22 protein-coding genes are annotated in these 24,299 nt (G+C 73.8%); 8 read left to right on the top strand and 14 right to left on the bottom strand.

Annotated elements, in window-relative coordinates:
- Positions 1–13: 13 nt before the first annotated feature.
- A complete protein-coding gene (locus E1281_RS18880) occupies positions 14–796 on the bottom strand; it encodes a hypothetical protein (RefSeq protein WP_207943353.1) in 783 nt (260 codons plus the stop codon).
- Positions 797–941: 145 nt separating this feature from the next.
- Between E1281_RS18880 and mtnA the strand changes: the two genes are divergently transcribed.
- Positions 942–1,970 carry an S-methyl-5-thioribose-1-phosphate isomerase gene (gene mtnA, locus E1281_RS18875; protein WP_131879973.1) on the top strand — a complete coding sequence of 343 codons (1,029 nt, stop codon included), beginning with the start codon at positions 942–944 and terminating at the stop codon, positions 1,968–1,970.
- The gene (locus E1281_RS18870; RefSeq protein WP_131879977.1) at positions 1,970–4,210 is read left to right on the top strand and encodes an ATP-dependent RecD-like DNA helicase; all 2,241 of its coding nucleotides are present in this window, start codon (positions 1,970–1,972) and stop codon (positions 4,208–4,210) included. The genes mtnA and E1281_RS18870 overlap by 1 nt, the downstream gene beginning before the upstream one ends.
- Here the strand turns inward: E1281_RS18870 and E1281_RS18865 are convergent.
- The 3 genes from E1281_RS18865 to E1281_RS41940 form a co-directional block, all read right to left on the bottom strand.
- The gene (locus tag E1281_RS18865; protein WP_131879971.1) at positions 4,197–5,255 is read right to left on the bottom strand and encodes a LacI family DNA-binding transcriptional regulator; all 1,059 of its coding nucleotides are present in this window, start codon (positions 5,253–5,255) and stop codon (positions 4,197–4,199) included. The genes E1281_RS18870 and E1281_RS18865 overlap by 14 nt on opposite strands.
- Before the next feature lie 54 nt (positions 5,256–5,309).
- Positions 5,310–6,641 carry an aromatic acid exporter family protein gene (locus tag E1281_RS18860; protein WP_131879969.1) on the bottom strand — a complete coding sequence of 444 codons (1,332 nt, stop codon included), beginning with the start codon at positions 6,639–6,641 and terminating at the stop codon, positions 5,310–5,312.
- Positions 6,642–6,708: 67 nt separating this feature from the next.
- Positions 6,709–7,248, bottom strand: a complete 540-nt coding sequence (locus E1281_RS41940; protein ID WP_131879968.1) for a CGNR zinc finger domain-containing protein — start codon at positions 7,246–7,248, stop codon at positions 6,709–6,711.
- Positions 7,249–7,381: 133 nt separating this feature from the next.
- Between E1281_RS41940 and E1281_RS18850 the strand changes: the two genes are divergently transcribed.
- Entirely contained in the window at positions 7,382–7,528 is a 147-nt protein-coding gene (locus tag E1281_RS18850; protein ID WP_165958997.1) for a hypothetical protein, read from the top strand.
- Here the strand turns inward: E1281_RS18850 and E1281_RS18845 are convergent.
- The gene (locus tag E1281_RS18845; protein ID WP_243717103.1) at positions 7,525–8,955 is read right to left on the bottom strand and encodes a glutamine synthetase family protein; all 1,431 of its coding nucleotides are present in this window, start codon (positions 8,953–8,955) and stop codon (positions 7,525–7,527) included. The genes E1281_RS18850 and E1281_RS18845 overlap by 4 nt on opposite strands.
- A 77-nt stretch (positions 8,956–9,032) precedes the next feature.
- Between E1281_RS18845 and E1281_RS18840 the strand changes: the two genes are divergently transcribed.
- Complete coding sequence (locus tag E1281_RS18840) at positions 9,033–10,148, top strand: amidohydrolase family protein (RefSeq protein WP_131879964.1); 1,116 nt, start codon at positions 9,033–9,035, stop codon at positions 10,146–10,148.
- Positions 10,149–10,173: 25 nt separating this feature from the next.
- Positions 10,174–11,562 carry an FAD-dependent oxidoreductase gene (locus tag E1281_RS18835; RefSeq protein WP_131879962.1) on the top strand — a complete coding sequence of 463 codons (1,389 nt, stop codon included), beginning with the start codon at positions 10,174–10,176 and terminating at the stop codon, positions 11,560–11,562.
- 73 nt (positions 11,563–11,635) lie between these two features.
- On the opposite strand, the gene E1281_RS18830 is transcribed toward E1281_RS18835, so the two are convergent.
- From E1281_RS18830 to E1281_RS18820, 3 genes are read right to left on the bottom strand one after another with little or no spacing between them, the layout of a single operon-like run.
- A complete protein-coding gene (locus tag E1281_RS18830) occupies positions 11,636–12,268 on the bottom strand; it encodes a 3-oxoacid CoA-transferase subunit B (protein ID WP_131879960.1) in 633 nt (210 codons plus the stop codon).
- A 1-nt stretch (position 12,269) separates the two neighbouring features.
- A complete protein-coding gene (locus E1281_RS18825) occupies positions 12,270–12,965 on the bottom strand; it encodes a 3-oxoacid CoA-transferase subunit A (protein ID WP_131879958.1) in 696 nt (231 codons plus the stop codon).
- On the bottom strand, positions 12,962–14,158 hold the full coding sequence (locus E1281_RS18820; RefSeq protein WP_207943352.1) for a thiolase family protein: 1,197 nt from the start codon (positions 14,156–14,158) through the stop codon (positions 12,962–12,964). The genes E1281_RS18825 and E1281_RS18820 overlap by 4 nt, the downstream gene beginning before the upstream one ends.
- A 71-nt stretch (positions 14,159–14,229) precedes the next feature.
- Between E1281_RS18820 and E1281_RS18815 the strand changes: the two genes are divergently transcribed.
- Entirely contained in the window at positions 14,230–15,117 is an 888-nt protein-coding gene (locus tag E1281_RS18815) for a LysR substrate-binding domain-containing protein (protein ID WP_131879954.1), read from the top strand.
- Between the two features lie 39 nt (positions 15,118–15,156).
- Here the strand turns inward: E1281_RS18815 and E1281_RS18810 are convergent, their stop codons facing one another.
- From E1281_RS18810 to E1281_RS18800, 3 genes are read right to left on the bottom strand one after another with little or no spacing between them, the layout of a single operon-like run.
- Positions 15,157–16,095 carry an MBL fold metallo-hydrolase gene (locus E1281_RS18810; protein ID WP_131879952.1) on the bottom strand — a complete coding sequence of 313 codons (939 nt, stop codon included), beginning with the start codon at positions 16,093–16,095 and terminating at the stop codon, positions 15,157–15,159.
- 32 nt (positions 16,096–16,127) lie between these two features.
- Positions 16,128–17,087, bottom strand: coding sequence for a DUF5954 family protein (locus E1281_RS18805; RefSeq protein WP_131879950.1), 960 nt, complete (start codon positions 17,085–17,087; stop codon positions 16,128–16,130).
- Between the two features lie 45 nt (positions 17,088–17,132).
- Positions 17,133–18,197, bottom strand: coding sequence for a rod shape-determining protein (locus E1281_RS18800; RefSeq protein WP_131879948.1), 1,065 nt, complete (start codon positions 18,195–18,197; stop codon positions 17,133–17,135).
- 252 nt (positions 18,198–18,449) lie between these two features.
- Here E1281_RS18800 and E1281_RS18795 point away from each other — a divergent pair, with 252 nt between their 5' ends.
- A complete protein-coding gene (locus E1281_RS18795; protein WP_207943351.1) occupies positions 18,450–19,256 on the top strand; it encodes a protein phosphatase 2C domain-containing protein in 807 nt (268 codons plus the stop codon).
- 107 nt (positions 19,257–19,363) lie between these two features.
- Positions 19,364–21,160: an N-6 DNA methylase gene (locus E1281_RS18790; protein WP_131879944.1), complete on the top strand. Its 1,797-nt coding sequence runs from the start codon at positions 19,364–19,366 to the stop codon at positions 21,158–21,160.
- Positions 21,161–21,238: 78 nt separating this feature from the next.
- Here the strand turns inward: E1281_RS18790 and E1281_RS18785 are convergent, their stop codons facing one another.
- The 3 genes from E1281_RS18785 to E1281_RS18775 all read right to left on the bottom strand — a co-directional run.
- A complete protein-coding gene (locus tag E1281_RS18785; RefSeq protein ID WP_131879942.1) occupies positions 21,239–22,270 on the bottom strand; it encodes a C40 family peptidase in 1,032 nt (343 codons plus the stop codon).
- 163 nt (positions 22,271–22,433) lie between these two features.
- On the bottom strand, positions 22,434–23,870 hold the full coding sequence (locus E1281_RS18780) for a phosphotransferase (RefSeq protein ID WP_131879940.1): 1,437 nt from the start codon (positions 23,868–23,870) through the stop codon (positions 22,434–22,436).
- Between the two features lie 2 nt (positions 23,871–23,872).
- Positions 23,873–24,299, bottom strand: a 427-nt coding sequence (locus E1281_RS18775; protein WP_207943350.1) for an alpha-glucosidase C-terminal domain-containing protein, incomplete at its 5' end; no start/stop codon positions are given.

Raw genomic sequence — 24,299 nt, 5'->3', positions numbered from 1 at the left:
ACCAGGACCCGCGTCATGCGATCCCCTCCTCGGCCGGTACCTGGACGCGCGGCGGAAGGGCGGAAGTCCTCGGATGGACCGGGGCTCCGTCGGCGACGGGCTCGGGAACGAGTTGCAGCGGCGGCCGGACGCTCTCGTCCGGCCGCACCGTGCCGTCGGGGGCGGGGAGCCAGACCCGGGTGCGGCGGCCGCGGCCCGGGGCGTCGCGGCCCTCCGCGACGATCCGGGCGCGGCGCCCGGTGAGGCGGCCGTGCCCCTCGGCTATGCCGTCCCAGGCCATGGCGTCCAGGCGGAGGCGGAGCCGGGTGCCCGGCCAGTCGCCGGCGAACGGGCCGGTCAGCGTGAGGACGCAGCCGTGCTTGCGGGCGAGCGCCGACAGGCGGCGGACGGCGGCCGGGCCGGGACGCTCGGGTGGGCACAGCAGGATCAGCTCCACCGCCTCGCAGAGCGCCGCGACCACATCGGGCCAGCGGTCGCCGGGGTCGTCGACGAGGAGGAGGCGTTCGGGCGCGGCGCCCATCCCGGCCGCCGCGGCGACGCCGAAGCCGGGCAGCCCGACGACGCCGCACCACCCGCCCGCGCCGTCCTCGCCGCCGTGCCGGGACGCGCCCGCGACGAGCGCCGAGCCGAGCGACGCGGCGCCCGGCCCGCCGAGGCCCACGACCGACCCGGGGCGCAGCCCGCCGGGGACGACCGGGCGCAGCGCGGGCAGCACGGGTACCGTGTCGCGCGGTGCGGGGTCGAGCCCCGTCGCGTCCAGAGCCGCGGCCAGCTCCCGCAGCGCCGCATCCGGCACGGTCGTCCTCCTCTCGCCCCACGGAACAATTTCGAACACAGGTTCGACCTGTGTCAAGTTATCGCAGGTCACAGAGTGCGACCGCGAGGGCCGAAAGGCCCGGTGGTGTGGGGGTTCCGGGGATTTTCCGGGCATCATGGGCGGTATGACGAGCGATGTGCGGACGATCACGTGGACCGGCGACGGATTGAGGCTCCTGGACCAGACCGCCCTCCCCGGCCGGGTCGAGTACCTCGTGGTCCGCGACGTCGACGCGCTCGTGGACGCGATCCGGCGACTGGTCGTGCGCGGGGCCCCCGCGCTGGGCGTGGCGGGCGCCTTCGGCGTCGCCATCGCCCTCCGGGAGGCCGCGCGAGAGAGATGGGACGACAACCTGCGCGACGCCGCGATCGCCGCCGTCCGCGAGGCCCGCCCGACCGCGGTGAACCTGGCCGCGGGCGTCGACCGCGTGCTCCCTTTCGTCGCGAAGGGCGCCGACGCCGTCGCGGCCGAGGCGCAGGCGCTCCTGGACGAGGACGTGCGCGCCAACCGCGCCATCGGCGCCTTCGGCGCCGACTGGATCCTGCGACGCGTGGGAGACCGGCCCCTGCGCGTCCTCACCCACTGCAACGCCGGTGCCCTCGCCACCGCCGGATGGGGCACGGCCCTCGGCATCGTCCGGGAACTCCACGAGCGGGGCCGTGTCGCGATGGTCTACGCGGACGAGACCCGCCCGCTGCTCCAGGGCGCGCGGCTCACCGCGTGGGAACTCGACCGGGACGGGATCCCCTGCCTCGTCCAGGCGGACGCCGCGGCGCCCAGCACGATCCTCCGCGGCCTTGCGGACGTGGCCGTCATCGGCGCGGACCGCATCGCCGCCAACGGCGACACCGCCAACAAGATCGGCTCGGTCGGCGTGGCGCTGGCCTGCCAGGCGGCCGGGATCCCCCTGGTCGTCGCCGCGCCGTGGAGCACCGTCGACCCGGCCGTTCCGGACGGCGAGGGCGTCCCCATCGAGGAACGCCCCGAGGAGGAGGTCCTGACCTGGGGCGGCGCGAGGACCGCCCCGGCCGGGGTGGGCGGGTTCAACCCCGCGTTCGACGTCACACCCGCCCGCCTGGTGACCGCGCTGGTCACCGAGACGGGCGTGCTGGAGGTTGCGGCGGGCGCGACGCCCGTTCATCGGCCATCATGATGATCGTGCCGACCTCCCCGTCACCCCATGCCACGCCGCCGCGGCCCGCGGAGCTCGAAGCCGTCCTGGAGCGGATCACCTACGCGAACGAGGACACCGGGTACACCGTCGCCCGGGTGGCGACCGCCAAGAGCGGAAGCGACCTGCTCACGGTCGTCGGCGCGCTGCTCGGCGCGCAGGTGGGGGAGAGCCTGCGGCTGGTCGGGCGGTGGCGCTCGCATCCCAAGTACGGCAAGCAGTTCGAGGTCGAGTCGTACACGACCGTCCTGCCGGCGACCGTCCAGGGCATCCGCCGCTACCTCGGCTCCGGAATGATCAAGGGGATCGGGCCGGTGATGGCCGACCGGATGGTCGAGCATTTCGGCACCGACATCCTCCGGATCATCGAGGAGGAACCGCAGCGCCTCGTCGAGGTGCAGGGCCTCGGCCCCAAGCGGACGAAACGCATCGGCGAGGCGTGGGAGGAGCAGAAGGCCATCAAGGAGGTGATGGTCTTCCTGCAGGGCGTCGGCGTCTCGACATCCCTCGCCGTCCGCATCTACAAGCGGTACGGCGACGCGTCCGTCGACACCGTCCGCAAGGAGCCCTACCGGCTCGCGTCGGACGTGTGGGGCATCGGGTTCAAGACGGCCGACACGATCGCGCAGGCCGTCGGCATCCCCCACGACAGCCCCGAGCGGATCAAGGCCGGGCTCCAGTACACGCTGTCGGAGGCCGCCGACGACGGCCACTGCTTCCTGCCCGAGCCGAACCTCGTCACCGCGGCGGTGAAGATCCTCGGCGTCGAGCGGGAGCTGATCGTCCCGGCGCTGGACGAGCTGGCCCGCGACGAGGGCGTCGTCCGGGAGCCGATTCCGGGGGAGGGCGAGGACGCGGCGACGATCCCGGCGGTGTACCTGGTCCCGTTCCACCGGGCCGAGCGCTCCCTCGCCCGCGGCCTGCTGGACCTGCTCGACGCGCCGGACGACCGGCTCAAGGCGTTCGCCGGAGTCGACTGGGACCAGGCCCTGCCCTGGCTGAAGCGGCGCACCGGCCAGGCCCTCGCCTCCGAGCAGGAGGACGCCGTCAAGCTCGCGCTGACCTCCAAGGTGTCGGTGCTGACCGGCGGGCCCGGCTGCGGCAAGAGCTTCACCGTCCGCTCGGTGGTGGAGCTGGCCGCCGCGAAGAAGGCCAGGATCGTCCTCGTGGCGCCGACCGGGCGCGCCGCCAAGCGCCTCGCCGAGCTGACCGGGCACGAGGCCGCGACCGTCCACCGCCTCCTCCAGCTCCAGCCCGGCGGCGACCCCAAGTTCGACCAGGACAACCCCCTCGACGCCGACCTGGTCGTGGTGGACGAGAGCTCGATGGTCGACCTGGTCCTCGCCAACAAGCTGGTGAAGGCGATCCCGCGCGGCGCGCACCTGCTGCTCGTCGGGGACGTCGACCAGCTCCCGTCCGTCGGCGCGGGCGAGGTGCTCGCCGACCTGCTCGGCGCCGAGGCCATCCCGCGCGTCCGGCTCACGAAGATCTTCCGGCAGGCGCAGCGGTCCGGGATCGTCGTCAACGCGCACCGCGTCAACTCCGGCGACCACCCCCACACCAGCGGCTACCCCGACTTCTTCCTGTTCCCGTGCGAGGAGCAGGACGAGGCCGCCGAGCTGACCGTGGACGTCGTCGCCAACCGCATCCCCCGCAGGTTCGGCCTCGACCCGCGCCGCGACGTCCAGGTCCTCGCGCCCATGCACCGGGGCGCCGCCGGGGCGGGGTCCCTGAACACGCTGCTCCAGGAGGCCCTGACCCCGCACGACGACGCGCGTCCCGAGCGCCGCTACGGCGGCCGCGTCTTCCGCGTCGGCGACAAGGTCACCCAGCTGCGCAACAACTACGACAAGGGCGAGGCGGGCGTCTTCAACGGGACCGTCGGCGTCGTCACGTCCGTCTCCGTCGAAGACCAGTCCCTCACCGTCGTGACGGACGAGGACGAGAGCATCGACTACGCCTTCGACGAGCTGGACGAACTCGCCCACGCCTACTCGATCACGATCCACCGGTCACAGGGCAGCGAGTACCCGGCCGTCGTCATCCCGCTCACGACCGGCGCGTGGATGATGCTGCGCCGCAACCTCCTCTACACGGGGATCACCCGTGCGAAGAAGCTCGTCGTCCTCGTCGGGTCGCGCCGCGCGCTCGCCGCCGCCGTCCGCACCGCCGGCGCCGGACGCCGCCACACCGCCCTGGCGTACCGTCTCACCCGGCGGTAGCGGGCGAAACATTTCGCTGCCGCCGGTCCGTGCCGGGCGGAGGGGCGGTGCTCTTGCGGACGACGAGGCTGGTCGACAGCTCCATGCGGGTGGCGACGGCCTCCCCGGCCCGGATGCCGAGCAGGATCTGGGTCGCGGCCTCGGCCATCTGCCGCAGCGGCTGGTGGACGGTCGTCAGCGCGGGGCTGGCCCAGGGCGCGACCGCGACGTCGTCGTACCCCACGACCGACAGGTCGTCCGGGACGCGCAGCCCGTGCACGCGCGCGGCCTCCAGGACCCCGAGCGCCTGCAGGTCGCTCCCGGCGAAGATCGCCGTGGGCCGGTCGGGCCGCCCGAGCAGCTCCCTCGCCCGCTCGAAGCCGCCCGCCACGTGGAAGTCGCCGTAGGCGACCTGGGACGGGTCGACCTCCAGCCCGGCCATGCCCATCGCCGAGCGGTACCCGTCCAGCCGGGCGACCGAGCACAGCATGTCCGCCGGCCCGGTGATGATCGCGATGCGCCGGTGGCCCTGGTCGATGAGGTGCCGGGTCGCCGCCAGGCCGCCGGACCAGTTGGCCGAGCCGACCGACGGGACGTCCGGCTCCGGGTCCCCGGCCGGGTCGATGATGACGAACGGGATCGAGCGGGCCCGCAGCCGCTTCTTGTGCGCGGGCGCGAGGCTGGAGAACAGCAGCACGACGCCGATGGGCCGGCGGCGCAGCACCCCGCCGATCCACTCGGGGCCGGGGGAGTGCCGGGTGCCGCTCTCGGTCAGCACCACGCTCGCGCCGTTGGCCTTGGCGACGCTCTCCACCCCGCGGATGAGCTCCATCGTCCAGAGGCTCTCGATCTCGTGCAGGACGATCTCGATGAGCGGCGCGTCGGGGGCCGACCGCACGCCCCTCCGGTAGCCGTGCTGCTCCAGCAGCTGCTCCACCCGAACGCGGGTCTTGCTGGACACGTCCTCGCGCCCGTTCAGGACTTTCGAAACCGTCGAAACCGACACACCGGCCTGATCGGCCACAGTGGCCAGGGTCACCCGGCCCGCATCCTCGTCCTGCCGCATGCCCGAAGCATAGGGATTTCGCCGGTCCCGCCGAAACTTGACCCCTCGCGAAGATCAATCCGGGGGGTCGCGGCGGTTCCGGGCGCCGGCCTCCCCGGCATCGCGCTCGGCCGCCGCGGCGGCCGACTCGGCGGCCCTGCGCAGCTGGTGGCCGGCCTGCTGGACGACGCGCACGGGCCGGGCGGGCAGGTGCCGGGCCGCGCCCCGGTGCCGCCGCCAGTGCTCGCGGGCGCGGGCGCGGTGCTCCACCCGCAGGTGCTCGATGAGGCGGTCGACGTCCATGGAGACCTCGCCGTACAGCGGCCACAGCTCCCCGGACTCCGCCCGCCGGCGCAGCCCCCGGGTGAGCCGGGCGCGGCGCTCGCGGGCGATGTCGACCCGCACCTCGAGGTCCTGCTCGGCGCGGACGGGGCGCGCGTCGCGGGCGAGGTCGGAGCGGACCAGCCTTCCGTAGGACGCGATGCTCGCGGCGATCCCGGCCAGGACGTCGCCGAGCTCGCGGCGCAGCTCCGGTTCGGTCAGCAGCCGCCCGCGCTCGCCGAACCGCTCGTCGTCGGCCAGCGACCGGGTCAGTCCGCGCAGCGAGAGCGTGAAGTGCTCGATCGTCATCATGGCGTCGCGGAGCCCGACTCCGGCGTCGATGAGCCGCCGCGCCTGCGTCCGCGGGTTGAGCGCGACGCTCTCCTCGGCCTCCTTGAGCTCCCGGTCGAGCCGGCCGATCTCCTGGGCGAGCTGCTCGGCCGAACCCTGCCAGCCGGCGGCCTGGTCCTTGACGGGCTCCGCCCGCAGCCCGTCGGCGATCTCCCCGAGCAGCGCGCACAGCTTCTCGGTGATGTTCTGGACGGCGTCCTCGGCGGGCCGCACCCGCACCGACGGCACCAGCAGCGTCGCCGCCAGCCCGGTCGCGGCGCCGATCAGCGTCTCCAGGACGCGCGCGCTGGCGCCGGCCTCGCTGGCCGTCCCCAGGGCGAAGATCAGCATCGCGCTGATCGCCGACTCCAGCACGTGCTCGTGCAGCCGCAGGAGGTGCCCGATGGTGAGCGCGGCGAGGATGGTCAGCCCCAGCGTCCACCAGTGGAACCCGATCGTGCTCGCCGCCATGACCGCGACGAGCACGCCCGAGGTGACCGCGCCGACCCGCAGGATGCCCGCCCTGATCGTCCGGTAGATGGAGAACTGGACGACCAGCAGCGCGGTCAGCGGTGCCAGCAGCGGTCTGGGCCCGTCCGGCCCCAGGACCGCCAGGGCCAGCACGTAGGACAGGGTGGCGGTGATCGTCAGCCGCGCGATGCGGAAGACGGCGGACTGCACCTCCGTCGCCACACGCAGCGGCGAGCGGCCGGTCCGCTCGGAACGGTCGCGGCGGCGGAAGAACGCGGGTGCCATACCGGGGTCCTTCCCGCGTCCGGGCAATGTCGCGGCAAAGCCCGGATCCGTGTGCCCCCGCGCCGGATCAGGAGCGGCGGCGGGCGCGGAAGGCGGCGACGTTCGTGCGGTTCGCGCAGGCCTCGGAGCAGAAGCGGCGGCGTCCCGCGCGGGACGTGTCGGCGTACACGCGGTCGCAGTCGTCCGCCGCGCACACCCCCGTCCGGCCGAGACCGTGCTCGACGATCAGCTCGGCGAGGTTCATGAGCGTGGTCGCGCGGAACCGGTCGGGGAGCCGGGACGAGGGCGGCGCGTAGTGCATGTGCAGGCCGTGCGGCTCGTGGTCGGCGAGGTGCGGGTGCATGGGGACCTCCAGCATGAGGCCGTTCAGCAGCGCCATCGCGTCCTCGACGCGTGCGGCCTCGAAGAACGGCCGCAGGATCCGTCCCCAGTCCCGGAAGGCGGCGGCGTCGGCGTCCCCGAACTCTTCCCAGAAGAACTCGTTCTCGCGCAGGATCCGGCGCAGCGCGTCCGCGGAGTCGTCGCCGTCCGCGCTGGTGACGGCGTTGACCAGCGCCGCGGCCGCGGCCACGCCGTGGCTCTTGTACCCGGTTATCCGCATTGCCATGACCTCCGCCGGCATGTCATGCTGTAAATGTCATCTTAGTTATAACCCTTACACGCTGGAACACGCACTCACATGGGGATGCGCGGTGGAGGAATGCCCATGCTGTGGCTGGCCCGAATCCCAGGTCTACGAGGTGCTCTCCCGTCACCTGACGTCGGAGGGCGTGGTGACCTACACCCGCTGCGCCTGCGGCGAGCCCCAGGTGCGCGTCCAGCCGTTCGGCCCCGGCGAGGTCGTGGCCGCGGGCCGCGCCGACGTCCCACCGCCGGACCGGCCCTAGTGGCGCCAGCGGGTGGCGGCGGCCACCTGCTCGGGCGTCGCGCCGTCGAACAGGTCGATCTCCCCGCGCCGCACGGCCGAGACGGTGTCGGTGACGGCCTCGCCGAGCGCGTCCCGCAGGACGGGGTCGGCCTCGAACGCGGCGGCCGACTCGGCCAGCGACGCCGGCAGCGCGGCGATGCCCCGGGCGGCGCGCTCGTCCTCCGGCAGGCCGGCCGGGTCCACGCCGACCGGCTCCGGCAGCCTGCGCTCGGCGCCGATCCCGTCGCGTCCGGCCGCCAGTAGCGCCGCGAGCAGAAGGTACGGGTTGGCGGCGGCGTCCAGGCACTTGACCTCCAGGTTCGCCGCGGCCGGCTGCTCGCCGTCCGCGCCGGTGACGAAGCGCAGCGCCGCCTCCCGGTTCTCCGGTCCCCAGCACGCGAACGCGCCCGCCCAGTGCGACGGAACGAGCCGCAGGTAGCTGGCCACCGCCGGCGCCCCGACCGCCAGCAGCGCCGGCAGCCGGTGCAGGATCCCGGCGGTGAACGCCTCCGCGGCGGCCGTCATCCCGCAGGGCCCGTCGCCGCCCGCCATCGCGTTCACCGGCCGCCCGTCCCCGTCCGCCCGCCACAGGCTGAGGTGGACGTGCGCGCCGTTGCCGACCGAGTCCGCCTCGACCTTCGGGGAGAACGACGCGGCGAGGCCGTGCGCCGTCGACACGGCCCGGATCGTCTCCTTCACCAGGACGGCGGTGTCGGCCGCGCCGACCGGGTCCTCCGGGGCCACCGAGACCTCGTACTGCCCGGCCGCGTACTCCGGGTGGAGCTGGACGACCGTGACGCCGGTCTCCTTGAGCGCCGTCAGGACGTCCCGCAGGTAGCCGGCCAGCTCGGTGACCCGCGTCATCCCGTACGCCGGTCCGCGGCAGGCGGGCGAGAAGTCGTCTCCGTCGCCCTTCGACACGGCCCACTCGATCTCGAACGCCGTCCTGACCGTCCATCCGCGGTCCGCGAGCCGCTCCGTCTCGCGGCGCAGCAGGGCGCGCGTGTCGAGCGGGTGAAGGGTGCCGTCCTGCGCGTACCGGAACGCCGGCGCGTGCGCCCAGCCCGGCAGCGCCGCCAGCGGGACGAGCCGGTCCAGGTCCGGGTGGAGCCGCAGGTCCCCGACCGGCCCGCCGATGTGCTTCCCGGACACGATGGAGTCGTCCAGCAGGAACACGTCGAACACCGGGGACATCCCGACCCCCCACTTGGCCGCGTGCTCCAGCCGCTCCACCGGGACGGTCTTGGTGCGGGTGATACCGCTGATGTCCACCCACGTGAGCGCGACGGCCACGATGCCCTGCCCGGTCAGCCGCCGCGCCGTACTGGAGGCGCGGGCTCCGAGCTGGGCGCGCGTACGGGCGTCGAGCGCCTGCCCGGCGGTGACGGTTTCGGGGATCTGTTCCACGGTGCTGGCTCCGATCGGAGTGGCGGAGGATGGGCGCGGCTCCTCAGGGCATCGTAGAAAGATCGGAGACCGGTTTCATGGAGGAGGGGCGCGCGGTGCAGGACGAATGGGAGTCTCTGCCGCTGGTCGACCACCACTGCCACGGCGTCCTCGACCGCGATCTCGACCGGGAGGCGTTCGAGGAGCTGCTCACGGAGGCGGAGACGCCGGGCCCGCCGGGCGTGAGCATGTTCGACACCCAGGTCGGGTTCGCGCTGCGGCGCTGGTGCCCCGCCGTCCTGGACCTGGAGTCCCACGCCGAGCCCGACGCCTACCTCGCCCGCCGCGCCGAGCTGGGCGCGGCCGAGGTCAACCGGCGGTTCCTGCTGGCGGCCGGGCTGGAGACGCTGTGCGTGGACACCGGGTACACCCCGCGGGCGATGCTCGACCCATGGGAACTCGGACGGCTCGCCGGAGCGAGGGCCCACGAGATCGTCCGGCTGGAGACCGTCGCCGAGCAGGTCGCGGCGGACGGCGTCGACGCGGCGCGGTTCGCGCATGAGGTGCGGGCCCGGCTCGGCGCGCGGGACGCGGCCGGGGCCAAGTCCATCGCCGCCTACCGGGCCGGGCTGGAGCTGTCGGGGGAACGGCCGTCCGGCGCGGAGGTGACCGCGGCGGCGGGGCGGCTCATGCGGCAGGAGCGGCCGCGGGTCTGCGACGAGGTCCTGCACCGGTTCCTGGTCTTCTGCGCGGTCGACGCCGGGCTGCCGGTGCAGTTCCACGTCGGGTACGGGGACGTGGACGCCGACCTGCGCCGCGGCGACCCGCTGCTGCTCATCGAGCTGCTGCGCGCCATGGACCCCGTCCCGGCTATGCTCCTGCACAACTATCCCTTCCACCGGCAGGCGGGCTACCTCGCGCAGGTGCTCCCGAACGTCTACGTCGACGCCGGGCTCGCGACCCACAACCTCGGCCACCGCGCGCCCGCGCTGATCGCCGAGTTGCTCGAACTGGCGCCGTTCGGGAAGGTGCTGTACTCGTCCGACGCGTTCGGGCTCGCCGAGCTGTACCACCTGGGCGCGCTGCTGTTCCGGCGGGGCCTGGCGGGCCTCCTCGCCGGGGGAGTCGCGGACGGCGCGTGGACGGCCCGGGACGCCGGGCGCGTCGCGGAGATGATCGCGTCCGGCAACGCCCGCCGCGTCTACGGAATCTGAACACCACCCCCAGGGAGGCGATGGAATGCCCGCACGTGAACGGCTGCTCGTGATCGGGGCCGACGCCGCCGGGATGAGCGCCGCGTCCCAGGCCCGCAGGCTCCGCGGCGCCGGCGAACTGGACATCCTCGCCGTCGAGCGCGGGCACCACGCCTCCTACTCGGCGTGCGGCATCCCGTACCTCGTCGGCGGTGTGGTCGAGGAGCCCGACAGTCTGATCGCCCGCACCCCCGCCGAGTTCCGCGACCGGGACATCGGCCTGCGCATGCGCACCGAGGCCGTCGAGATCGACCCGGACGGCGCCCGCGTCCGCGTCCGCGACCTGGAGGGCGGCGGCGAACGCTGGGAGCCCTACGACCACCTCATGGTCGCGACCGGTGCCGTCCCCGTGCGTCCGCCCCTGCCCGGCGCGGACGCCAAGGGCGTCCACGGCGTCCAGACCCTCGATGACGGGATCGCCATCCGCCGCGCCCTCGAACAGGGGAGGCCGCGCCGCGCCGTCGTGGTGGGCGGCGGCTACATCGGCCTGGAGATGGCCGAGGCGATGGTGATGCGGGGCCTGGAGGTGTCCCTCGTGGACCTCGCCGACCAGCCGATGCAGACCCTCGACCCCGACATGGGCGCGGTCATCGCGGACGCGATGCGCGACATCGGCGTGAAGCTGCACCTGGGGGAGCCGGTCGAGGGCTTCGACACCTCCGGGGACGGGCACGTCACGGCCGTCCGCACCGGGAACCGCACCCTCCCCGCCGATCTGGTGGTCCTCGGCCTGGGCGTGAAGCCCGACACCGGCCTCGCCCGCACCGCCGGGATCGAGACCGGCCCGACCGGCGGCGTCGTCACCGACCGCCGGATGCGCACCCGCACCGAACGGGTGTGGGCGGCCGGGGACTGCGTCGAGACCCGCCACCTGGTGTCCGGCGGCCCCGTCGCGATCCCGCTCGGCACGCACGCCAACAAGCAGGGACGCGTCGCGGGCATCAACCTCGGCGGCGGCTACGCCACCTTCCCCGGCGTCGCCGGGACCGCCGTCGCCAAGATCTGCCGAGTCGAGGTCGCCCGCACCGGGCTGAACGAGAGCGAGGCGGCGGCCGCCGGGTTCGCGTCGCTGAGCGTGGTCGTGGAGTCCACCACCCGCGCCGGGTACCACCCCGGCGCCACGACGATGAAGACCAAGCTCATCGTGGAGCGCCGCTCCGGCCGGCTGCTCGGCGCGCAGATCGTCGGCGAGGAGAACGCCGCCAAACGCATCGACGGCCTCGCCATCGCGCTGTGGAACGGGATGACGGCCGAGGAGATGACCGGCCTCGACCTCGGCTACGCGCCGCCGTTCGCGCCCGTCTGGGACCCGGTCCTGATCGCCGCCCGCAAAGCCGCCGACGCGGTCGAGGAGGACATGCGCACCCGGTCGTGAACGGCCGGGTACCCCTCGGAGGAGCCGCCGATGTTCACGCCGGTGCCCCTCGCGTCGGCGAAGGCGGACACGGTCACGGTGACGCGAGGGGGACGGGCAGCCGGTTGCGGAGCTCTTCGGCCGTGACACCGAAGGTCTCACGGATCGCCGCCCCGTCCGGGCCCACGTCGAAGACGGCGACGTCGGTGTAGACCCGGCTGACGCAGCCGACGCCGGTCAGGGGGTAGGTGCAGGCGGGCACGAGCTTGGACCCGCCCTCCTTGTCGAAGAGCGTCATCATCACGAAGACCTGCTTGGCGCCGATCGCCAGATCCATCGCGCCGCCGACCGCCGGGATGGCGCCGGGAGCGCCGGTGCTCCAGTTGGCGAGGTCCCCGGTGGCCGAGACCTGGAACGCCCCCAGCACGCACACGTCGAGATGGCCGCCGCGCATCATGGCGAAGGAGTCCGCGTGGTGGAAGTAGGACGTTCCGGGAAGCTCGGTCACCGGGACCTTGCCGGCGTTGGTGAGATCGGGGTCGATCTGCTCGCCGGCGGCGGCGGGACCCATGTTCAGCATCCCGTTCTCGGTGTGCAGCACGACGCCCGAGTCGCCGGGGAGATGGTCGGCGACCTTGGTGGGGCGCCCGATCCCGAGGTTGACGTAGGAGCCGGCGGGGATGTCGCGGGCGACGACCGCGGCCAGCTCATCCGGGGAGAGGGACATGTCAGCGCGCTCCTTGGACGGTGTAGTGCCGCTCCTCGACCCGCACCACGCGGTCGACGAAGATGCCGGGCGTGACGACCGCCTCCGGGTCGATCTCCCCGGCGGGGACGACGCCGCCGACCTGCGCGAGCGTGGTGGTCGCGGCCGTCGCCATGACGGGTCCGAAGTTGCGGGCGGTCTTGCGGTAGACGAGGTTGCCCATCGTGTCGGCCCGATGGGCGCTGATCAGCGCCACGTCCCCCTTGATGGGGTACTCCAGGACGTGGGCGCGCCCGTCGATGGTCCGGGTCTCCTTGCCCTCGGCCAGGGGAGTGCCCACGCCGGTCGGGCAGTAGAAGGCGCCGATGCCCGCGCCCGCCGCGCGCATCCGCTCGGCGAGGCTGCCCTGCGGCACGACCTCCAGCTCGATCCTCCCCGTCCGGTAGAGCTCGTCGAAGACGTGGGAGTCGCTCTGCCGGGGGAAGGAGCAGATCACCTTCCGCACGCGTCCGGCCTTGAGCAGCGCGGCCAGCCCGACCTCTCCGTTCCCGGCGTTGTTGGACACGATGGTGAGGTCCTTCGCGCCCTGCCGGATCAGCCCGTCGATGAGGTCGAACGGCATCCCGGCGAAGCCGAAGCCGCCGACCAGGACGGTGCTGCCGTCCTCGATCCCGCGGACGGCCTCGTCGACGCTCTCCAGAATCTCCGCCCGGCTCACGCTCCGGCCTCCCCGTTCTCCGAGCTCGTGTTCTCCAGGACGACGGCCAGGCCCTGCCCGACGCCGATGCAGATCGCGGCGACGCCCCAGCGCTCGCCGCGCTCGCGGAGCACCTTCGCGAGCGTGCCGAGGACGCGGGCGCCGCTGGCCCCGAGGGGGTGCCCGATCGCTATCGCGCCGCCCCGGGTGTTGACGATCTCCGGATCGACGCCCCAGGCGTCGACGCAGGCGAGCGACTGGACGGCGAAGGCCTCGTTGAGCTCGACCGCGCCGACCTCGTGCCAGCCGGTCCCGGCCCGCGCGAGGGCGCGGTTCGCCGCCTCGACGGGGGCGTAGCCGAAGTCCTGCGGGTCGAGCGCGAACGCGCCCCGTCCGGCGATGCGCGCGATCGGGTCGAGGCCGATCCGCTCGGCGGCGGCCGCCGACCCGAGCAGCAGCGCGGACGCGCCGTCGCTCAGCGGCGAGGCGTTGCCGGCGGTGATGGTGCCGTCCGGGCGGAAGCTCGGCTTGAGCCCGGACAGCTTCTCCAGCGAGGAGTCGGCACGGATGCCCTCGTCGCGCTTCAGCTCACCGGCCGGGACGACGAGGTCGTCGTAGAAACCGTCGTCCCAGGCCGCCGCCGCCAGCCGGTGGGAACGCAGGGCGAACGCGTCCTGGCGCTCGCGGCCGATGCCGTACCTCTCCTGGAGGAGTTCGTTGGCCTCGCCGAGCGAGACCGTCCACTCCTTCGGCATGCGCGGGTTCACCAGCCGCCACCCGAGCGTGGTCGAGACCGCGGCGAGGTCACCGGGCGGGAAGCCCTTGGCCGGCTTCGGCAGCACCCACGGCGCCCGGGTCATCGACTCCACTCCGCCGGCCACGACGACATCGGCGTCGCCCGTCTCGATCGTCCGGGAGCCGATCATCGCCGCGTCGAGGCTGGAGCCGCACAGCCGGTTGACGGTCGTGCCCGGCACACCGGTCGGCAGCCCGGCGAGCAGCGCGGCCATCCTGCCGACGTTGCGGTTCTCCTCACCCGCGCCGTTGGCGTTGCCCCAGACGACCTCGCCGATCGCCCCCGGGTCCAGCCGGGGCGCCCGGTCCAGCAGCGCGGTGATCACTCCCGCCGCGAGGTCGTCCGGCCGGACGCCCGACAGGGAGCCGTTGAACCGCCCGAACGGCGTCCGGACGGCGGAGTACAGGAAGGAGCTCATGATCCGAGGCTAGGCGACCTCCCTTGATATAGTGAAGTATCAATATTCACTCCAATTAAGACGTTGGCCATATGGATCTGCGCCACCTGCGGTACTTCGTCGCGGTCGCCGAGGAACTGCACTTCGGACGCGCCGCCGAGCGCCTCGCCATGGCCCAGCCGCCGCTGTCGCAGGCGATCCGCCGGCTGGAGGCCGAGCTGGGCGTGGAACTGCTCCACCGGAGCACGCGCCGGGTCGGCCTCACCGACGCGGGCCGCGGCTACCTGGCACGGGCCCGGAAGATCCTCGGCGAGGTGGACGAGGCGGCGCACGAGGCCCGCCGGGTCGCGGCGGGCGCGGTCGGCCGTCTCGCGATCGGCTGCGTGGGCTCGGCGACCTACAGCCTGCTGCCCGCGATCTCCCGCGGCCTCTCCCTGGAACTGCCCGGCGTCGACTTCTCCTTCCGCGGCGAGATGCTGGTGCCCGACCAGACCGCGGCGCTGCGGGCCGGCGAGATCGACCTGGCGCTCCTGCGGCCACCGATCCAGGACCCCTCGCTCACCGTCCTGCCGCTGCGCCGGGACCGGCTCGTCGTCGCCGTCCCCTCCGGCGACCCCCTGTCCGCACTGCGGGAGGTGGGAGTCACCGACATGGCGGACGCCGACCTCATCGTGCACTCCGCGGACCGCCGCTCGGTGATGTACGGCGTCGTGCTCGGGCTCTTCCGCGACGCCGGCGTCGAGCCCCGGATCCGCCACGAGGTCGGGGAGACCTCCACCCTGATCACCCTCGTGGCGGGCGGGCTCGGCGTGGCCGTCGTCCCCGAACCGGTGACGGCCCTGGCCCTCGAAGGCGTCGCCTTCCGGCCGCTGGTACGCCCCGCCGCGTACGTCGACCTCGCGGTGGCCCACCGGACCGACCGCACGGAACCGCACCTGACCCGTGCCGTCTCGGTGATCCAGCGGCTCGTCCCGCACTGACCACGCGTCGGCCGGTCACCTGCCCCCGCCCGCTCGGGGTCAGGCGCGGCAGGTCAGGGGGCGGCCTCCGTTGAAGGTGATCATGTCGCCGATCGCGGCGGCCGCGTCGATCTCGCCGCCGGGTGCGAGGCCGTCGAGTTCGGCGTAGGCCCGGTGCAGGTTGCCGACGAGCCGCTCGGCGTCGGTCAGCTCCGCGAACGGGCCGAGGTCGGCCTCGCGAGCGGCCTCCAGCGGAGTCAGCCCGGCCGGTTTCGCCGCGGCGGCCGTCGTCTGCACGAACCGGAGGTACCCGGCCACGCGGTCGATCAGCTCCGGGCCGGCGACCGGGCCGTGGCCGGGGACGATCGTCTCCGCGTCCAGCGGCGCGATGACCTCCTCCAGCACCTTGAGCGCACCGGAGACCGACCCTTGCAGCAGGAACGGGGTGCCACCGTTGAACAGCAGGTCGCCGCAGAACAGCACGCGCCGCTCCGGGACCCACACGATCGAGTCGTTGGTGGTGTGCGCGGGCGTCCCGACGTGCCGGACCTCGCAGCGCAGGTCGTCCACCCAGAGGGTCACGCCGTCGGTGTAGGTGAGGAACGGCGGCTCGATCTCGACGTCGCCCCACTCCACCTTCGTCCAGAACGGCTCGTCGAACGGCTCGCCCCAGGCGAGCGCGCCCGTGCGCGTCTCCTCGTGGCCGACGACGGTCGCGCCGGAGAACAGGTAGTTGCCGAACGTGTGGTCGCCGTGGTGGTGGGTGTTGACCAGGGTCCGGACGGGCCGGTCCGTGACCGACCGGATCGATTCCAGGTAGGCGCGGGTCCTGCGCTCGGTCGAGCAGGAGTCCACGCTGGTCGCACCGCGCTTCCCGACGAGGAGACCGGTGTTGTTGATCCACCACGTTCCGTCGGGCTGGATGTAGGCGTACAACCCGTCCGACACCTCGTGCAGACGCGGAACTCCGGGGCCGTCGATGTCGGGTGCGTCGCTCATGGGACGAGATCCTATTCCGGTCCCCGCGCGGGTCAGAGATCCTCGTCGGAGCGGCGCGGCGGCTCGGGGCCGTCCGGGCCGACCCGGATCATCCGGATCACCCGCACGATCCGGAACCGCCGCCCGCACGCGACGAACTCGATGCCGCCGTCCGCGTCGATGCGGTCGGCGGCCCGCGCGTACTCGGCCAGCTCACCGGGGCTCGGCGGCGCGCAGCCCTCGGGCGTGTCGAGCGGCAGCAGCGCGCGGAAGTAGTGCGCGAGGGAGTCGCGGGCGTCCTGCGGGCCGGTCCCGCCGGTGATCGGCCGCCACTGGTCGTCCCGGTCCTCCATGACGGTGAAGTCCGGGGGCAGCAGCACGACGCCCGGATACTCCTTGACGGCGGCGGCGGCCTCGTGGCGCTGCTCGTCCGGGACGGTCCCGGCCGCCGGGACCGCGCTCAGCAGCTCCTGCCTCAGCGCCGCGTCGGCCGGGCCGACCGGGGCCGCGGGATCGATGGGGTGGTCGAGCAGCGGGCCGTCCTCGCCGTCGGTGACGCGGGCGGGCTCGGGCCCGTCGCCGCCGAACCGGGCGAGGCCCAGCACCCGGACGACCCGGAACCGCAGCGGCCCGGCCGCGCACTCGTTGCGGCCGGGCGCGCCCTGGCCCGCTCCCTCGCCCGCGCCGGGCGCCCCTTCGAGGGCCGCCTCCTCGAGGGCGTCCGCGAGCAGCAGCATCTCCTTGTGCACCGCGGGCTCGTGGTCCGCGGCGATGCCGCGGAGGTGCACCGCCAGGTCGACGCGGGCCTCCCCGGGGTCCAGGGCGCCGAGCGACAGGATCCGCCAGCCGCCGCCGGCCTGCTCGGCGCAGCCGAACTCCGGTGGTCCCACGCCCACGATCTCCGGATAGGCGCGGCGCCGCTCGGCGGCCTCCTGATCGCGGACGGCCGCCACCGGCTCCAGTTCCCTGACGACGTTGATCAGGTCGTGTCCCGGCATCCCTTCGAAGGACATGCGTCCATCGTGACGCGCCACCGCGTCCCGCGCCGTGGAAACGGGTCAGTATTCGAGCTCGGGCAGCGTCGTCATCAGATGCGGGTTCGGCGCGCTGTCGCGGGCGGGCGGCTCCTGGGAGCGCGCCGAGCGCAGGATCTCGCCCGCGCCGAGGACGGCCGCGTCGCCGGTGTCGTCCCCGACCCGCGCGGCCAGGCCCGTACGGTCGCGGATCAGCCGCTCCAGGCCCGGCAGCCGGGAGCATCCGCCGGTGAGCGTGACGCCGACGCTGAGAAGCTCCCCGGAGATCTCCGGGGAGCACCCGGTGACGCCGGCGCCGATGGCGTCGACGATCTCGGAGACGGGGTCGGCGATCGCCCGGCCGATGTCCACGGTGGTGAGGACGAGCGACCGTGGCATCCCCGAGGCGATGTCGCGCCCGTGCACGACGGTCTGCCCCACCGGCCGCCGTTCGAGCGGCGGAACCGCCCCGACCTCCAGCTTCGCGGCCTCCGCCGCCGACCGCGACAGCGCCACGTGGTGCTCGCGCCGGACGAGGTCGACGATCGCGCGGTCCAGCGCCGACCCGCCGATGAGCGTGGTACGCGAGGTGACGAGGCCGCCGAACGCGATGACGCCGACGTCGGTGACGTCCGAGCCGATGTCGGCGATGACCGTGATCTCCGACCGCAGCGACGAGGTCATGCCCATCCCGACGGCGGCGGCGATCGGCGTCGGCACGAGCGTGAGCCGCCGCGCCCCGGCCTGGTAGGCGGAGAACCGCAGCGCCCGGTAGTGGACGGAGGTCAGCCCGCTCGGAACCGTCACGACCAGCCGCGGGCGGGCGGTGTAGTGCCGCTTCTGGTGCCGGCGGACGAGCGCCCGCATCATGTACTCGGCCGCGTCGGTCTCGGTCGGCGCGCCCTCGCGCACCGGCCGGACGAGGGTCACGTCCGGGTTGCGTCCGGCCATCGCCTGCGCCGGGCCGCCGAGCGCGAGGATGCGCCCGGTGTGCCGGCAGCGGGCGAGGAGCGACGGTTCCCGGCAGACGACCCCGCGGTCCTTCACGTGCATCCGGACGGTCGCGCTTCCCATGTCGATGGCGGTGTCACGGCCCGCGAAATCCCACATCGCGTCCCCCTAACGCCCGTAAGTCGCAAGAGCCCTGTTGATGCCCTCGCGCCGAGGGGGCGATGCCCATGCGCGGGTAAGCGAATGGCAAGGTCATGGCGACCGCGGATCCGTCATGTCCGGAACGCCGCCCGGCTGCCGGGTCCCGTCCGCCGCGGAACGCCGCGCGGCCACCAAGACACCCTGTGGGAACGGTCGACCGGCCGGGGCGAATGCTTGTGAATTGTGTTTTAACGTGCTTGCATGGGATGCATGGCTCACCATGTGCTTCGCTTCGCGGCCGGGACGGATGTCGGCCGGAGGCGGAAGACGAACGAGGACTCGGCCTTCGCGGGCCCGCGGCTGCTCGCGGTCGCCGACGGGATGGGCGGCCACCCGCACGGCGACGTCGCGAGCCGGACGGCCATCGAGACCATGGCCGCCCTGCCGCTCGCCGGCGACCCGGCGGAGGATCTCGCCGCCGGGGTGGCCGAGGTCTCCGCGCTGCTGGACGACCTCGGCCGGGACGACCCGGAGATGGCGCGGACGGGCACGACCCTGACCGCGATGGCCTGGGACGGGGCGGGCTTCACGGTCGCCCACATCGGCGACTCCCGCGCCTACGTCCTGCGCGCCGGAGAGCTGTACCAGCTGACCCGCGACCACACGATGGTCCAGTCCCTCGTGGAGGGCGGGCAGCTCACCGAGGAGGAGGCGGCGCGCCATCCCAAGGGGTCGGCGCTCGTCAAGGCGCTGCAGAGCGGGAGCAGCGGGGAGCCCGACGTCTTCCGGTACGACGCCCGCCCCGGCGACCGCTACCTGCTGTGCTCCGACGGCCTCTCCGGGCTCGTCGCACGGGAGGAGATACGCGAGACGACGGCCCGCGCGCCGAGCCCGGCGGACGCCGTCACGCGCCTCATCGACCTCGCCAACGAGGCCGGCGGGCAGGACAACATCACCTGCGTCGTCGCGGACGTCATCGCGCCCTCGATCGCCCCCCGGCTGGAGCCGCTGATGATCGGCGCCGCCGACGACACCGGCCCCCTCGCCCGCCTCGGCCGCCGGTTCCGCCGCCCGTGACGCGCGCCCGGGAGCGTTCGGCCGACTTCCATCAACTGGTAAATTGACTCAGTTCACAGTCATTTTCCGAGCCGATCGATGTTGCAAAGATCAAGTAGGGTTCTGCCATGAGCGGTGACCCTGGTGTGACCGCCGGCGACATCGCGCGGCTGGCCGGCGTTGGGCGCGCGACCGTCAGCAACTGGCGTCGCCGCCACGGCGACTTCCCGCGCCCGGTCGGCGGCACGGCGACCAGCCCGCTGTTCTCGCTCGCCGACATCGAGGGCTGGCTGCACCGCAACGGCAAGCCGTTCGAGGTGTCGGCGGCCGACCGGCTCTGGCAGCGGCTCCGCGCGTCCGGCGACGACTTCCAGCTCGCCGACCTCGTCGGGTGGGCCGGGCTGCGCCTCCTCGAACTGCGCGGAGACCCCGTCAAGGTGCCCTGGCCGGGCATAGAGCCGGACGACCCCGGCCTGCCCGGCCTGCTCGCCGACCTCGCCGCCGAACACGGCCACGCCGCCGCGTTCGGCCTGCTCGTCGAGCGCTACGTCCAGGCCCACTCGCGGCGGCTCGTCGTCACGCGCCCGGACGTGGCGCGGCTCATGACGCGCCTCGCCTGCCGCGCGGGCGACGTCGTCCTGGACCCGGCCTGCGGGCTCGGCACCCTGCTGCTGGCGACGCCCGAAGCGCGAACGGCGCTCGGCCAGGACGGCAACCCGGCCGCCGCCCGCATCACCGCGGTCAGGCTGCTGATGGCCGGTACGCCCGCGGATGTCGTCCCCGGCGACTCGCTGCGCGGCGACGCCTTCCCCGGCGAGGTCGCCGACGCCGTCGTGTGCAACCCGCCGTTCGGCGACCGCGCGTGGGGCCACGAGGACCTGGCCGGCGACCCGCGCTGGGAGCACGGCCTGCCGCCGCGCGGCGAACCCGAACTCGCCTGGGTCCAGCACTGCCTGGCCCACGTGCGGCCCGGCGGCCGGGCCGCCGTGCTGATGCCGTCGGCGGTCGCGAGCCGCCGCCCGGGCCGCCGCATCCGCGGCAACCTGCTCCGCGCCGGCGCGCTGCGGGGCGTGGTGACGCTGGCGCCCGGCGGTCCCGACCTGTGGCTCCTGCACCGCCCGAAGGCCGGCGAACGGCCGCCGGCCGGGGTGCTCCTCCTGGACGCGGACGGCGACTTCGCGCGGGCCGAGCGGGAATGGGACCGGTACCCGGACGGCGAGTTCTGCGTCCCGGTCATCGACCTGCTCGACGACGAGGTCGACGTGAGCCCGTCGCGGCACCGTCCGCGGCAGACCGGCGAGGCGTTCGGCCGCCGCTTCACCGAGGCCCTCGGCCGGCTGTCGGCAGCCGCCCCGGACCCGCCCGGCCTCGAACTGCTGCCGGACCGGCGGCCCCTGCCGTTCACCACCCTCTCCGAGCTGGCCAAGGCCGGGGTCGTCACGATCAGCCACGCCCCGGCCCGGCTGCCGTCCGGCGGCGACGTGCCGGTCCTCACCGCGGACGACGTGGCCGCCGGGACGGGCCCGTCCGGGACGTCCGCCGCCGGTCCCGGCCTGATCGTGCTCCAACCCGGCGACGTCGTCTCCACCGCCGGCGGCTCCGCCCGGGTCGTCACCGAGCACGGCGCCGCGCTCGGCCCCTACCTCACCCTCTACCGCCCGGACGGGAAGCGGCTCGACGCGCGGTTCCTGGCCGGCTTCCTGACCTTCGCGCAGTCCCGCACCGGCACGGGATCGAGCCGCACGGACCTGCGCCGGATCCGTATCCCCCGGCTGTCCCTCGAACGCCAGCGCGCCTACGGCCACGCCTTCCAGGAACTGGCCCGCCTGACGGAGACGCTGCGCGAGATGTCGTCCCTGGGCGAGACCCTGGTCCGGCTGAGCTTCGACGGCCTCCTGGACGGCCACCTCCGCCCGGCCCCGTAGCCCCAGGGCCCGGAGCGGGCGGATCGCCGGCGGCCATCGCGGGTTCGCCGCGGCCCCGCCGGCGTCCGGTCGTTCGCGTCAGCCGGCGGTGCGGCCCGGTGCCGAGAAGGGGCCGGGTTCGTCGCCGCCGAGATTCATGTCCCAGGGACGGAACTGGCCCGATGCCGCGGACTGGTTCGCGTCGTACATCGGCCGGGGTTCGGGCTTCCTGTTCTCCGACGGTGCGTCGCTTCGCGGATCCTGAGCCGCGGAATCGTCCGGCTGGGAGGCGGGGCCTGACGGCGCGGCCTGCTCTGCCGGGATGTGTCCGGGGGCGTTCATCGGGGAGTTGTCGGTTTTGGTTGCTGTGTCGTTAGGTGGCGGAATCTGGGGGGTCCGCTCCTTATCAGGCGGTTTATGGTCCGCCCTCTTCTGCGCGCTCATCCGGTCGATCTTCTCGACGAGCTCCCTCACCGACGGCGACCATTTCTTGCGCTCGGGCGCACCGGGCCGGACCGCCCCCGCGAACTGCCTCTTGCGGCTCTTGGTGAGCTTGTCGATGCGGATTTTCTGCCCGGTGCGGGGCGCATGGAGGTACTTTCCGTCGCCCACATATATCCCGACATGGTTGCGGCCCCGGAAGAAGATCAGGTCCCCCGGCTTGAGGTTCTTGAGCTTCACCTTCCGCTTCACCTTCCGGTACTGGGCGTGCGTGACGCGGGGAATGTCGACGCCCGCCTTGCGCCACGCGGCCATCGCAAGCCCGGAGCAGTCGTAGCCGCCCGGACCCTCCGCGCCCCACCGGTAGGGCTTGCCGATCTGCTTGCGGGCGAACTTGAGGGCCTTCTTGGCGTCCTCGCGCTGCTCCGCCTCACGGGTCCGGTACCTGTCGTACGCCTTGACCTGCTTCACTGTGGCGGAATCGAGTTGAAGGCTCTTCAGGACGGCCGGATTGAGGTCCGCCCAGGCCTGCGAACTCAGCGGGACCGCGAGCGCGAGCCCGGTCGCCGTCACGGTGACGGCGGTCCGGAGCATCGTCTGTTTTCGGGTGCCCGCCCGGTCGCGGCGGTCATGGCCGGCGAATGCTCCGCCTTCGGAGCCGTTCCCCTGTGCGTGGCGTGCGATGGACATTCCTGTGCTCCCCGTCGTCGGGTTCGCCGCGGGTTTCCGCGGGGCGGGTGATCATCACCTCGCCGAGAGTCCGGGTACCCGGCTGATCGCCGGGAAATTGGGAATGCCCGCCGATTTTGCATGATCATGACGCGGAATTAATGGTGCCCTTCAGTGTCTTTGATCATGTGGCCAGATGGGCCAGCGAGGTGAGCGGAACGGGCAGCCAGGCCGGCCGGTTCTGCGCCTCGTACCGGACCTCGTAGACCGCCTTCTCGAATTCGAAGGCGCGGATGAGCACCGAATGCGCCGCCGGATCGGCACCGCCGCCGGCCGCGTAGCCGCGGCAGAAGGCGGCCCGGTTGCGCGCCGCCCAGGCGTGCGCCCGCGTCTCCAGCCGGCCGCCCGGCTCGGGCGGCACCGTACCGGACTTGGCGATGAGGAACCGGGCCGCGTACTCGAAGGAGCGCAGCATCCCGGCGACGTCCCGCAGCGGATGCGCGAGCGCCCGGCGCTCGTGCTGCGTCCGCGCCGGCTCGCCCTCGAAGTCCAGCAGCGTCCAGCCGCTCTCGGTGCGCAGGACCTGGCCGAGGTGGTAGTCGCCGTGGACCCGCTGGACCGGCAGCGGCCCCGCCTGCGCCGCCAGGTCGAGGAAGGCCGCGGTGAGCGCCTTCGCGTGCGGGGCCAGGCCGGGCACGGCGCGGCAGGTGGCGGTCAGCTCGGCGTTCATCCGCGCCGCCATCGCGTGCACCTCGCCGGCCGGGAGGGAACGCACCCCGAAGGCTCCGGCGAGCGCCTGGTGGACCTCCGCGGTCGCGGCCCCGAGGCGCTCGGCCTCCGCCGCGAAGTCGCCGCCGGCGACGCTCGCGTCCAGCTCCGCCCACTCACCGTCGCCGGGCGGCGGCGTGTGCGCGAACCAGTCCCGGACGCTGGCGATCGCCAGGCTCCAGCCGTCCGCGCCGGTGTGCAGGTAGTCCGACAGGAGGCCGAGGGTGACCGGCTCGCCGTCGCCGGCCGTCCGCGCTCCCCGCTCCGGTTCCAGCTCGATCCACCCGAGGACGGCGGGGACGTGGGCGCAGCCGCCGCGGGTCAGCGCGAGGTTGACCTCCAGGTCGAGGTTGACGCCGTCGCTGAGCCGCCGGAACAGCTTGCAGATGTAGGTGTCGCCGAACAGCAGCGAGGTGTTGCTCTGCTCGGCGGTGATGGGCAGGCTCGCCAGGTCCGTCCTGATGCCGGCGCCGCCGGCCCTGCGGAACCGCAGCGGTCCGGCGGACGCCTCGGAGGCGAGGCCGTCCAGCAGGACCCGGGTCAGGTCCGGGTCGTGCGCGGCGTCGTACAGGCGGTCCCGCGTGCCGTCCGGGCCGGGCGGCCCGCCGATCTCGGCGTGCCGGAGCCGGTCCGGCAGGTCGCGGCGGACGCCGAGGAGCACCTGGTAGCGGTCGGTGGCGCCGTTCTGGCGGACGTCGAGGACGAGGTGGTGCAGGCCGGGGTCGCCGGTGCGCAGTTCGGTCGCGGTGCCGATGGAAAGCTCGTCGATGGGGCCGTCCTTGCCGCCGAACCACCGCTGCCGCGGCAGCCACGCGGCGAGGTCGCGCGCGAGCGCCGATTCAGGTGGCAGCACGATCAGACGGCCTTTCCCGAGCCGGTGCCCGCGCTCGTGCCCGCGCCGGTGCCCGGGGCCGGGTCGGGGACGGCGTCGGCGTCGTCCGGGGGGAGCAGCTGGAACCAGAAGAACCCGTGCCCGGGAAGCGTCATCAGGTAGGGCAGCTCGCCGATGGCCGGGAACTGGACGCCGCCCATGCACTCGACGGGGGAGTAGCCCTCGAACCGCCGCAGGTCGAGTTCGACCGGCTGCGGGAAGCGCGACAGGTTGCTGATGCACAGGACCGTGTCCATCTCGCCCCACGGGCTCTCCTCCTCGGAGATCTCGCGGGTGAAGGCGAGGACGGAGGGGTTGGAGGCGGAGAGTTCGACGTAGGATCCGACGCCGAAGACGGGGTGGCGTTGGCGGATCTCGATCATTTTGCGGGTCCAGTGCAGGAGTGATCCG

Source organism: Actinomadura sp. KC345, from assembly GCF_004348515.1.
Classification (GTDB): domain Bacteria; phylum Actinomycetota; class Actinomycetes; order Streptosporangiales; family Streptosporangiaceae; genus Spirillospora.
This window is presented reverse-complemented; position numbering and strand designations above follow the sequence as displayed.